Source organism: Roseibium aquae (assembly GCF_008711285.1).
Taxonomy (GTDB): Bacteria; Pseudomonadota; Alphaproteobacteria; order Rhizobiales; family Stappiaceae; genus Roseibium; species Roseibium aquae.
Genome location: NZ_VXDC01000008.1, coordinates 16,418 through 27,622, shown reverse-complemented (window position 1 = coordinate 27,622; position 11,205 = coordinate 16,418). Strand labels below are relative to the sequence as shown.

The following is an 11,205-nucleotide window of genomic DNA, read 5'->3' as shown; positions in this document are numbered from 1 at the left end:
TCAAGATGCATCGTCCCAGGGCACCTCATCGGACGCGGCACTCCCGACGGTCGTCTTGGACGTCGTTTTGGTCGCCGTCGTCTTCTTTGCTGCCGTCTTTCTGGTGGTGGTCTTTTTCGCTGCCCCGTCGGCCTTCTTCGCCGCGGTCTTTTTGGCGGCCGGTTTCTTGGCGGCTGTCTTCTTCGCAGCCGGTTTCTTGGTGCCCGACTTGGCTGCCTTTTCGGCAATCAACAGCACGGCCTGCTCCAGCGTCACCGCCTGCGGATCGGTATCCTTGGGCAAAGTGGCGTTGATCTTGCCGTGTTTGATATAGGGGCCGTAGCGGCCGTCATAGACGTTGACTGGCCCGCTGCCTTCCGGATGCTCCCCAAGCTCCTTCAACGGCGTTGCGGTGGCGCCGCGTCCACCCTTGGCGCGTTTCTCCGCTAGAGCATCGACAGCCCGGTTGATCCCAACGGAGAACACCTCGTCTGGGGAGGAGAGATTGGCATAGGTCCCGTCATGCAGAACGAACGGTCCGTAGCGGCCGATGCCGGCCGAAATCATCTTTCCGTCTTCCGGGTGCGGCCCCACTTCGCGCGGCAGAGAAAGCAACTGCAGAGCCTTGTCCAGATCCATGTCGGCGGCCGACCAGCCTTTCGGCAGGGACGATCGCTTGGGCTTGGCTTCCTCGCCAAGCTGCACATAGGGCCCGAACCGGCCGGTCCTGAGCGAGACATCCAGGCCGGTTTCCGGGTCCTGTCCCAGAACCTTCGGCCCATCGTCGGCAGCGCCATCACCATCGCCGCTCTTGGCAAGCTGGCGGGTGTAATTGCATTCAGGGTAATTCGAGCAGCCGATGAAGGCTCCAAACCGGCTGACTTTCAGGGACAACTGACCATTGGCGCAGGACGGGCAGGCGCGCGGATTGGTCCCATCTTCCTTGGCGGGAAAGATGTGCGGTCCGAGCAACTCGTTCAAAGTGTCGATCACCTGGGCGACGCGCAGGTCTTTGGTCTCGTCCACAGTTGCGGAAAAGTCCTGCCAGAACGCGCGCAGGACATCGAGCCAGGACAGTTCACCGGCGGAAATCTTGTCGAGCTGTTCTTCCAGGCTCGCCGTGAAATCGAACTCCACATAGCGGTTGAAGAAGCTTTCCAGAAAGGCGGTGACAATGCGGCCCTTGTCCTGGGGAACGAGCTGCTTCTTTTCCAGTTCCACATAATCCCGGTCGCGCAGGGTCTGCAGCGTCGAGGCATAGGTGGAAGGACGGCCGATACCGAGTTCTTCCATCTTCTTCACAAGGCTGGCTTCGGTGTAGCGCGGCGGCGGCGTGGTGAAATGCTGGTTGGCTTCGATTGTCTCCGACGTGCCGTCCACCGATCCGAGCGTCAGCGCGGCGCCGCCGTCGACGGCGGGCAGGCGTCTGGAATTCTCGTCGTCCTCGTCGTCCCGGCTTTCCTGGTAAAGGGCGAGGAAGCCATCGAAGCGCACCACGGAACCGGATGCGCGCAATTGGGCGGTCTGGCCTTGGCCCTTCGCCACGATCTCGATGGTGGTGCGTTCCAAAACGGCCGATTCCATCTGGCTCGCCATGGTCCGTTTCCAGATCAACTCATAGAGCCTGGCCTGATCGGGATCGAGAAACCTGGCGACGTCCTTCGGGCGCCTCGCCAGATCGGTGGGGCGCACCGCCTCGTGTGCTTCCTGGGCGTTCTTTGCCTTCGAGGAATAAAAGCGCGGTTTCTCCGGGACGTACTTGTCGCCAAAATCCTGACCGATCACCTTTCGCGCCGACTCAATCGCCTCTTGGGCGATCTGAACGCCGTCGGTCCGCATGTAGGTGATCAAACCTGTGGTTTCTCCGCCTATCGCCGCCCCTTCATAGAGCTTTTGCGCGACCTGCATCGTCCGGGAGGCGGAAAATCCGAGTTTGCGCGAGGCTTCCTGTTGCAGTGTCGATGTGGTGAAGGGCGCCGCGGGATTGCGTTTGGCGGGCTTGGAGGTGACGCTGTCGACCGTGTAGGTGCTCGCCAGCAGCATCGTTTTAATGCGGCCCGCGTCTTCGCCATTCGTGATGTCGTGGCGGCCGATCTTCTTGCCGTCAAAAACCGTCAGTCCGGCCTGGAAGGCATCGCCTGCCGGTGTTTTCAGGTTCGCCAGGATTGACCAGTATTCCTGGGGCTTGAAGACCTCGATTTCCAGTTCCCGGTCGCAGATCAGCCGAAGCGCCACGGATTGCACCCGCCCTGCCGAGCGCGCGCCCGGCAGCTTGCGCCACAGGACCGGGGACAGTGTAAAGCCGACCAGATAGTCCAGCGCGCGGCGAGCGAGATAGGCATCGACCAGGGGCGTGTCGATCTGGCGCGGATGCTTCATCGCCTCGAGAATGGCCTGTTTGGTGATGGCGTTGAACACCACGCGTTCGACCTGCGTGTCCTTCAGGACCCGCTTCTTCTGCAGCACTTCCAGAACATGCCAGGATATCGCTTCGCCCTCGCGATCAGGGTCGGTCGCCAGAATCAGGCGGTCCGCATCCTTCACAGCCTTGGCGATGTCCGACAGCCGTTTTTGGGATTTGGCATCCACCTCCCAGGTCATGGCGAAGTCTTCGTCCGGCTTGACCGACCCGTCCTTGGGCGGAAGATCACGCACATGCCCATAGGAGGCGAGCACCTGATAATCGGCCCCGAGATACTTGTTGATCGTCTTCGCTTTGGCGGGCGACTCGACTATGACGACGTTCATTATGACCCAAAAATAATGGCCGCGGCGAGTGAGCCTGCGGGGTGAATGGTGCGGTTAAGACGGCAGACGATCCGGTATCGAAGGCCGCCTGTCAAATGGACCTTTGCCGCCGCAGGGTCAAGCGGTCCCTTGTCCGGGTGCCCCTTCAAGGCGCGGAAAGGCGCTTTTCTCCCCTCAAAACAATAGGGAGACCATGTTTCCACGGTGGCGCTCCAGACGCCCCGCGATTTCCAGTTCCAGCAAAATAATGTGAACCTGGCGGACCGGAGCCCGGGCAAACCGGATCAATTCATCGATCTCCACCGGTGTGGACCCAAGCGCGCAGACGATCGTTTGCCGCAGTTTGTCATCGGGTTCCGGCACCCCGCCGAACAGGTCGTCGCCGGTGTCCTCCATATCGGCCGAGAACGGCAGCTCCGGCTCGATCCGCCCTGCCATCGCTTCCAGAATGTCCCGCGTCCCGGTGACAAGCATCGCGCCTTGCCGGATGAGATGATTGGCGCCTTCCGAGCGCGGATCGAGCGGCGAGCCGGGAACGGCGAAAATCTCTCGGTTTTGTTCGAGCGCGAAGCGGGCGGTGTGCAAAGATCCGGACTTGCGGGCTGCCTCGATCACCACGACGCCAAGCGCGATCCCCGAAATGAGGCGGTTACGGCGCGGAAAATCCCGCCCGCGCGGTTTCCATCCAATCGGCATCTCGCTGATGGCATTGCCACCGCTTTGCAGGATCGCCGCCAGCAGCCGGTCGTGTTCGGGCGGATAGAGAACATCGATCCCGCCGGCGAAGACGGCAACGGTGCCGGTGGGCAGGGCGGCTTCATGGGCGGCCGCGTCAATGCCGCGGGCCAGCCCCGAAGAAATGACAAAGCCGTTCTCGCCCAGCTCCCGTGCGAAGGTGGTGGCCAGTTTCCGGCCGGACAGGGATGCATTTCGTCCACCGACCATCGCGATCATTTTCGGCGTTGTGAGCGCTTGACCGCCGAGGACCGACAACAGGGGCGGGGGACCGTCCAGATGGCGCAGATGAGGCGGATAGCCCGCCTCCCCCAATGCCACCACAGCCGCGCCGAGCTTCATGTGAGCCTCAAGCTCGGCTTCGGCATCGCTTTGCGAACAGACGCGCAATCCGCGTTTGCCGCCCTTTCGCGACAGGTCGGGGAGGGCGGCCAGGGCCGTTTCGGCTGAACCGAAGTGGTTCAGAAGATCGCGAAAAGTATGCGGCCCGACATTTTCCGAGCGTATTAGCCGGAGCCAGGCGAGGCGCTGGGCCTCGGAGAGGCAGAGGTTTTTATTCTGATGCGCGCCGGTCAAGTGCTCCCGCTCTCAGGGGCGGGTGGCGCCTTTGATTTTTGTCCGATCTTGCTCTCCTGACCTCGAACCAACCGCCTGATATTCTCGTGATGCTTGATCCAGAGCAAGAGGCTGAGCAACACAAACATCTCCCCCGTCTGGATGTGGCCAAAGCCGAAATAAAGCGCGGCCGGGGTGACCAGGCTGGCGGTCAGCGCCGACAGCGACGAGTAGCGGAAGGCCAGGGCCATCCCGATCCAGATCGCGCAGAAGATCAATGCCATCGGCCAATAGAGCCCGAGCAGGATGCCGATATAGGTGGCAACGCCCTTGCCGCCCCTGAACTTGAGCCAGACGGGAAACAGGTGTCCCAGGAACGCGCCTAGACCAGCAATCAGCGCCATTTCCGCGCCGTAGAAATGGCCCGCTACCAGAACGGCCGCCGTGCCTTTCAGGGCATCGCCCAAAAGGGTTGCCGCCGCCAGTTTCTTGCTGCCGGTTCGCAGAACATTGGTCGTGCCGATATTGCCTGAACCGATCTTGCGGATGTCTCCATGACCTGCCGCCCGGGTGAGAATCAGCCCAAAGGGGATCGATCCGAGCAAATAGCCGAAGGCGAGGGCGGCCAGATAATAGGGCCAGGCGAATTCCCAACTGATCGGATCAGGCATTTCGTTTTCAGTCTCCAGCCGCTTGCGGTACGCCGCAGCTCCATCTTCACGGACCCGTCATGCCATGTCCCGGCGACGGCATAAAGGCCGATTTCCAGGTCCGGTGGTCCGATCGGGCGGACGGAGCAACAAGCGTGTGGATTGGCCGGATCAAGGCTCGTCAAGTCTGGCTTGCGGCTTTTTGAAACACGGCACTAAAGTTTATGGCCAGTCGTCATAAAACATTATGCTAGGATCGCCATCGTCGTTCCGAGTGTTACCATCGGCCGCGTGAACGAATGGTCAAACAAATAGCAGTGTTATTGTTGGCGATTATCCTGTCCTCGTTTGATCAGGGGAATGCTATTGCGCGTCAAGTGCGACTGACCACGCTTGAATGGCCGCCCTACGTCATTGCGGATGGCTCGGGCCCTAGTACGGAGATGGTGACATCCGTTTTTCAACGTGCGGGTCTTGAGATCCATACCCAGGTCTTTCCGTGGAACCGCGCGCTTCTGCTGGCGGCCAGTTCACCCGAGTGGACCGGCCTTTACCCGGAATACTACGCGGTTGGCGAGGATGCGGAAGCCGGGGGTAAGAGATGCATCTACTCCGATCCGTTCGGCACAAGTCCGGTCGGGCTGCTGCAGCGGAAGGACGATCCGATCACGTTCCGCTCCCATGCCGATCTTCGAGCCTATGTGATCAGCGTCGTTCGCGGCTATCAAAATGAAGCCCGGCTCGATGACATGATTTCCGCCGGCGAGATCTATGTGGAACTGTCCGAAAACGATGTTCAAACCATCAAGATGGTCGCGGGCCGGCGGGTTCAGGCCGGTGTGATCGACACGAATGTGTTTGCCTATCTGGCTGAACGAGACCCCGCCATCGCGGCGGTTTCCGGTGATTTGGAGTTCCATCCGAGGCTTCTTGTCACCCAGAATTTGCATGTCTGTTTTCAAAACAGTGCCGAAGGCCGCGCGGCACGGGACGCGTTCAATGCGGCCTTGTCTCATGTGTCCGCCGGTACCGGTGCCGGCGCGGCTACCGGAATGGGCCCGAACTGAAGCGGCGGTGTCCCCCGGCCGAAGACCGCTGGGTGCGATGATCCCGGGCTTGAGCTTCTTCCGGATCGCGTCAGGACTTGGGGAGCAGCCCACAGATCAGACGAGGTGAGCGCATTTTCGGCCCCTGCGCGCGGTCCCTCTGATCGCACAGGTCACCCGTGCAGATAGACCGTCCTGCCCGCGACCACGGTGCGGAGTACGCGGCCGGAAAAGCGGGCATCCTCGAAAGGCGAATTTTTGGACCGGGACTTGATGGCCGACTTCTCCAGAACCCAGGGCCGGTCCGGATCGAACACGACAACATCGGCCGGAGCGCCGGCAGCGAGGCGCCCCGCATCGATGCCGAGACGGTCGGCAGGCCGGTAGGTCATGGCGGCAAGCAGCGTCAACAGATCCACCTGCTCGGAGTGATAGAGCCGGAGCGCGGCCGCAAGCAGGGTCTCCAGCCCGATCGCGCCGTCCTCGGCTTCCGCCCAGGGGTGGCGTTTGGTTTCCACGTCCTGCGGGTCATGGTTTGAGACAATGATATCGATGGTTCCATCGGCCACGGCGGCGATCATGGCCTGCCGGTCGTCCTCGCTGCGCAAGGGCGGCGACATCTTGAAGAAGGTCCGGTAGGGACCGATGTCGTTTTCGTTCTGGGTCAGGTGATTGATCGAGACCCCGGCCGTGATGTCCAGTCCCCGTGTCTTGCCGATCCGGATCGCGTCCGCGCTGTCCAGCGTGGAAATCAGGTTCGCGTGGTACTTGCCCCTGGACATGCCGACCAGGCGCAGGTCCCGTTCGATCATGATGATCTCCGCTTCGCGCGGGACGCCGGACAGGCCTTTCCACGTCGCATTGAGGCCGGCGTTCATCACCCCGCCCGCCAGATCCGGGTCTTCCGTGTGGTGGATCACCAGCGCATCGAAATCCCGCGCATAGGTGAGCATGCGGCGCATGATCTGCGCATTGCGCACCGAACTGTGTCCGTTGGTGAAGGCGACCGCGCCCGCTTCCTGCAGCAGGCCGATTTCTGTCATTTCCTCGCCTTTCAGCCCCTTGGTCAGCGCGGCCAGCGGATGGACGTTGACGCTGGCCGTATCGCGGGCGCGGCGCAGGATGAAGTCGACCAGGGCCGGATCGTCGATGACCGGATCGGTTTCGGGCATGGTGCAAATGGTGGTGACCCCGCCGGCCGCCGCCGCCTCGCTGGCGCTGGCGAGCGTTTCGCGGTGCTCGGCGCCCGGTTCGCCGACGGAGACGCACATGTCGACCAAACCCGGCGCCGCGATGGCTCCGGCGCAATCCACCACATCCGCACCATAGGGAAACCCCTGGTTGGCGGCTTCCGGACCGGCGGCCAGGATGGTGCCGTCGGCGATGATCACCGAGCCCGGCGCATCCAGCCCGCGTGCGGGATCGATCACCCTTGCGTTGGACAAAACCAGGGGTTTGGGAGCATCAACAGCCACGGCCGGATCCTTTTACTTGTTGGGCAGGTGTTCGGCGAGGGCTTCCAATACGGCCATCCGCACGGCGACACCCATTTCCACCTGCTCGCGGATGAGGCTTTGCGGGCCATCGGCAACCGCCGGGTCGATCTCCACGCCCCGGTTCATAGGACCGGGATGCATGACGAGCGCATCGTCGTTGGCATAGGACAGCTTTTCCGCGTCGAGCCCGTAGTAGCGGTAGTATTCACGAACGGACGGAATGAAGGCCCCGTTCATGCGCTCGCGCTGGATGCGGAGCATCATCACGATATCCGCGCCTTTCAGGCCCTCGCGCATGTCGTGAAACACTTCGACGCCCATCTGATGAATGCCGCTGGGCAACAGCGTGGAGGGCGCGACCACGCGCACCCGGGCGCCAAGCGCATTCAGCAAAATGATGTTGGAGCGGGCGACCCGTGAATGGGCGATGTCCCCGCAGATCGCCACCGTCAAGCGGGCGATCTTGCCCTTGTGCCGGCGGATCGTGAGCGCGTCGAGCAAGGCTTGGGTGGGGTGTTCATGGGGGCCGTCGCCTGCATTGACCACCGAACAGGAGACCTTGCGCGCCAGAAGATGCACCGCGCCGGCCGCGTGATGGCGGACCACAAGCAGGTCCGGATGCATGGCATTGAGCGTGGCGGCTGTATCGATCAGCGTTTCGCCCTTTTTCACCGAGGACGTCGACACGGACATGTTCATCACATCGGCGCCCAGGCGCTTGCCGGCGATCTCAAAGGACGATTGCGTTCGGGTGGAGGCTTCGAAAAAAAGATTGATCTGGGTGCGTCCGCTCAGGACGGATTTCTTCTTGTTGACCTGGCGGCTTATCTCCACCGCTTCGTCCGCCCGGTCGAGAAGGCCGAGGATTTCATGGGGTTGCAATCCCTCAATACCCAGCAAATGCCGGTGAGGGAACGAAGGCAGGGGGGAAGAAGCGGTCTCTCTCATCAAAGCCATGGCTATAGGTGGAGTCGGGCGGCGGCACAAGTTGGGATTTGTCTTGTGCCCGATGTCCACCGGTCCGGGCACGGGCCGGCCTGAATCAGCGGGCGTTTCAAACAAAACGCCCGATGCGCTAGCCGCCGCCCAGGAAATAGACCATGAGCGGAATGGTGCCGACTGCGACCAGGGTTTGGAGGGTCAGGATTTCCGCCATCAGCTTGGCATCTCCCCCCATGAGCTTGGCCATGAGGTAGGAGTTGCTGGCGGCCGGAACGGCAAGGGAGATGATCACGGCGGTCAGCGCCGGTCCCGTTATGCCGAAGACCGAGGCGTAGAAGGCTCCGACGAGCGGCATCACCAGCAGTCTGATAAAGGTTCCGCTGGTCAGCGCTGGCCCAGGCCGCCGTAAGGACGCCAGATCCAGACCCGCACCCACGCACATGATGCCGACCGGCAGCGCCGCGCTGCCGATGATTGTGAGCGTGTCGTCCAAGGGACCGGGGATCGGAAGTCCGGCTGCGTTCACCGCCAGCCCGGCGGCAATGGAGAGGATGAATGGGTTTGTTCCCAGATCCTTCAGCGTTTTTGCCAGGGTGGGCGGTTCGGCATGGGCATACCGTGACAGGACCAGAATGCTCAGCACGTTGAGCAGCGGGATCATCACCGCCATGCCGACGGCGATGATCGCAACGCCTTGTTCACCCAGCAGACTGTCCGCGATGGCCAAGGCGACGAAAGCGTTCCAGCGGACCGTGCCCTGAAAGATCGAGGTGAAGCGGTAACCGGGTATTCCCCACACCCGTTGCAGCACCGGACGGAAGGCCAATACCAGCACGGACAGCGTGAGAATCGCGCAAACCAGTGTCGCGGACAGGGCTGCCGTAGGCAATGTGGCAAAGTCGAGCTTGGCGATGATCTGGAACAGAACGGCGGGAAACAGAAGGTAGTAGGCCAGCCGCTCGATCCCGCGCCACTGGTCGGGACCGATAAGGCCGGTGCGTGCGATCACGTGGCCGGAGGCGATCACCAGGATCACCGGCAGGAGTGCGTTGAATGTTGTCAGCATCTCAGGTCCGGGCGCGCCGGTTTAGGCAGGGTCGTCAAAATGGGTATGGTCAGCCGGGCTCATATGGCCGAGCCGGTCGAGGAACCCTTGCAAGATATAGGCGGCGGCCATTTTGTCCACCACGCTAGCGCGTTTGGCGCGGCTGGAATCAGCCTCGATGAGGGTGCGCGTCACGGCCGCGGTCGACAACCGCTCGTCCCAGTAGGTAACGGGGATTTCCGTTTTCTGGCTCAAATTTCGCACAAAGGAGCGCGTCGCCTGGGCGCGCGGTCCTTCCGTGCCATCCATATTGAGCGGCAGGCCCATCACAAGGCCGCCCACGTGATGCGTCTTGCAGATCCCGATCAGCTGTTCGGCGTCCTGGGTGAACTTCTTCCGCCGGATGGTGTCCAGAGGCGTGGCGATGCCGCGTCCAAGATCGGACAGCGCGAGCCCGATTGTCTTGGTGCCGAGATCCAGCCCGATCAAACGGCTGCTTTTCGGCAAGGCGGAGAGGAATTCATCAAGGGACAGAGCGGCATCTTTGGTCATGAGCTGGCCTTACCAGCTCGCGGTCCGAGGCGCCACAGGCAAACGCACGGACGGCGGGCGTTGGGGGATCCGTTTTCGCGTTGAGCTGCGGCCTGTGACTTGTATAGTTCGTTTTGATTTTTTCTGGTCATTGGAGCGTCTTCATGAAACTCACCTGGTACGGCCATTCTGCCTTCAAGATGGAAATCGCAAACGCTTCCATTCTCATCGATCCGTTTTTGACCGGAAACCCGGTCTTTCCCGATGGCTTGACCGTCGAGCAAGTCGCCGAGGGCGTGACCCACATTCTCCTGACCCACGGCCATGACGATCACATCGGCGACAGCTTGGACATCGCGAAGAAGACCGGCGCGCAATTGACGGCGAATTTCGAGATTTGCATGTGGGCCGCCGGGAAGGGTGTGGAGAACATCAACCCGATGAGTTCCGGCGGTTTTGTGGATGTCGGCCCGTTCAAGGTTGGCCTGACGCAGGCGCAGCATTCGTCGTCCAGCCAGACGGAAGGCGGTCTTGCCGTCTATCTCGGTAATCCGAATGGGCTGATCATCGACGCGCCGAACGAGCCGGTGGTCTACCATATGGGCGACACGGATATTTTCGGAGATATGGCGCTGATCAACGAGATTTACCAGCCAAAAGTGGGCATTGTTCCGATTGGTGACCGCTTCACGATGGGGGCCAAGGCCGCGGCGCTGGCCTGCAAGCGGTTCTTTGATTTCGACACGGTCGTGCCGTGTCACTTCGGAACCTTTCCGATCCTGGACCAAACGCCGGACGCCTTCGTTGCGGCGATGGAGGCGGGGTCATCCAAGGTCCGGATCCTCGAACCGGGAGTTCCCTTCCGTCCGGCACATGGATGACACCGCCAAGGCCCGTATCACGCAAAAGATCCGCCAGCGCAGTGCCTGGCGGAGCTCTTGGGAGCGATGAACGGTCGGGCTAGCGGATGATGGCTTCCGTGAGTTCTTCCGGCGCCTTTTCCTTCACGATATCCCAGTTGAGGTTGGCGTGGTCGATGAGCTCCGCCGTGTTGGCCTCAAACCGTTCCTGAACCGCCGTGCTGTTGTTGAGATAGAGTTTCCCGTCCACGATCTGCCAGGCCTCTGGCACCACCGGCACCTTGAAGCCCTTGCTCAGGCCGAAGGCGCAAAAGCCGCCATACTGGGGCGCGTATTTCGCCGGATCGGCTGCGAATGCGTCCCGGTTTTCCGCCGATGAGAACTTCCAGGTCACGTCGTCATAGACAAAGGTGTGGGCGTCGGAGCCGGCGACCGGCTTGCCTTCGGTAAAATAGGCCACCGGGTCGGTGCCACCGATCGCCGCGCCATCTTTCACGAAGGTGGTGATCTCATCGGCGAAGGCTGGCGCGGTGAAGAATGTGGCGGACAGCGCCAAGGCGCCGAGTGCGGATTTCAGTTGCATGGACAAACTCCCTTGATCCTCGAGGCGGCGAGGGA

The 11,205-nt window shown here is 61.7% G+C and carries 10 protein-coding genes; 2 read left to right on the top strand and 8 right to left on the bottom strand.

Annotation, left to right across the window (positions count from 1 at the left end; translation table 11 throughout):
* The 3 genes from topA to plsY all read right to left on the bottom strand — a co-directional run bounded on the left by topA (position 1) and on the right by plsY (position 4,688).
* Positions 1-2,727, bottom strand: a complete 2,727-nt coding sequence (gene topA, locus F0184_RS13675; RefSeq protein ID WP_150496770.1) for a type I DNA topoisomerase — start codon at positions 2,725-2,727, stop codon at positions 1-3.
* Positions 2,728-2,901: 174 nt separating this feature from the next.
* Positions 2,902-4,038: a DNA-processing protein DprA gene (gene dprA, locus F0184_RS13670; protein WP_150496769.1), complete on the bottom strand. Its 1,137-nt coding sequence runs from the start codon at positions 4,036-4,038 to the stop codon at positions 2,902-2,904.
* On the bottom strand, positions 4,035-4,688 hold the full coding sequence (plsY, locus tag F0184_RS13665; protein WP_150496768.1) for a glycerol-3-phosphate 1-O-acyltransferase PlsY: 654 nt from the start codon (positions 4,686-4,688) through the stop codon (positions 4,035-4,037). The genes dprA and plsY overlap by 4 nt, the downstream gene beginning before the upstream one ends.
* Before the next feature lie 356 nt (positions 4,689-5,044).
* Between plsY and F0184_RS13660 the strand changes: the two genes are divergently transcribed.
* Complete coding sequence (locus F0184_RS13660) at positions 5,045-5,734, top strand: substrate-binding periplasmic protein (RefSeq protein WP_172972113.1); 690 nt, start codon at positions 5,045-5,047, stop codon at positions 5,732-5,734.
* Positions 5,735-5,886: 152 nt separating this feature from the next.
* On the opposite strand, the gene F0184_RS13655 is transcribed toward F0184_RS13660, so the two are convergent.
* The 4 genes from F0184_RS13655 to ruvX form a co-directional block, all read right to left on the bottom strand.
* Entirely contained in the window at positions 5,887-7,188 is a 1,302-nt protein-coding gene (locus F0184_RS13655) for a dihydroorotase (RefSeq protein WP_150496766.1), read from the bottom strand.
* Between the two features lie 12 nt (positions 7,189-7,200).
* Positions 7,201-8,157, bottom strand: coding sequence for an aspartate carbamoyltransferase catalytic subunit (locus tag F0184_RS13650; protein ID WP_150496765.1), 957 nt, complete (start codon positions 8,155-8,157; stop codon positions 7,201-7,203).
* A gap of 127 nt (positions 8,158-8,284) precedes the next feature.
* On the bottom strand, positions 8,285-9,217 hold the full coding sequence (locus F0184_RS13645) for an AEC family transporter (RefSeq protein WP_150496764.1): 933 nt from the start codon (positions 9,215-9,217) through the stop codon (positions 8,285-8,287).
* Positions 9,218-9,238: 21 nt separating this feature from the next.
* Positions 9,239-9,748: a Holliday junction resolvase RuvX gene (ruvX, locus tag F0184_RS13640; RefSeq protein ID WP_150496763.1), complete on the bottom strand. Its 510-nt coding sequence runs from the start codon at positions 9,746-9,748 to the stop codon at positions 9,239-9,241.
* Positions 9,749-9,891: 143 nt separating this feature from the next.
* Between ruvX and F0184_RS13635 the strand changes: the two genes are divergently transcribed.
* Positions 9,892-10,608, top strand: a complete 717-nt coding sequence (locus F0184_RS13635) for a metal-dependent hydrolase (protein ID WP_150496762.1) — start codon at positions 9,892-9,894, stop codon at positions 10,606-10,608.
* A 79-nt stretch (positions 10,609-10,687) separates the two neighbouring features.
* Here the strand turns inward: F0184_RS13635 and F0184_RS13630 are convergent, their stop codons facing one another.
* Positions 10,688-11,170 carry a YHS domain-containing (seleno)protein gene (locus F0184_RS13630; protein WP_150496761.1) on the bottom strand — a complete coding sequence of 161 codons (483 nt, stop codon included), beginning with the start codon at positions 11,168-11,170 and terminating at the stop codon, positions 10,688-10,690.
* Positions 11,171-11,205: the final 35 nt, after the last annotated feature.

Excerpts from the sequence above, each read along its gene's own strand:
- plsY (WP_150496768.1), bottom strand. The coding sequence starts at position 4,688 with ATGCCTGATCCGATCAGTTGGGAATTCGCCTGGCCCTATTATCTGGCC.
- ruvX (WP_150496763.1), bottom strand. The coding sequence starts at position 9,748 with ATGACCAAAGATGCCGCTCTGTCCCTTGATGAATTCCTCTCCGCCTTG.
- F0184_RS13650 (WP_150496765.1), bottom strand. The coding sequence starts at position 8,157 with ATGAGAGAGACCGCTTCTTCCCCCCTGCCTTCGTTCCCTCACCGGCAT.
- F0184_RS13645 (WP_150496764.1), bottom strand. The coding sequence starts at position 9,217 with ATGCTGACAACATTCAACGCACTCCTGCCGGTGATCCTGGTGATCGCC.
- topA (WP_150496770.1), bottom strand. The coding sequence starts at position 2,727 with ATGAACGTCGTCATAGTCGAGTCGCCCGCCAAAGCGAAGACGATCAAC.
- F0184_RS13630 (WP_150496761.1), bottom strand. The coding sequence starts at position 11,170 with ATGCAACTGAAATCCGCACTCGGCGCCTTGGCGCTGTCCGCCACATTC.
- F0184_RS13635 (WP_150496762.1), top strand. The coding sequence starts at position 9,892 with ATGAAACTCACCTGGTACGGCCATTCTGCCTTCAAGATGGAAATCGCA.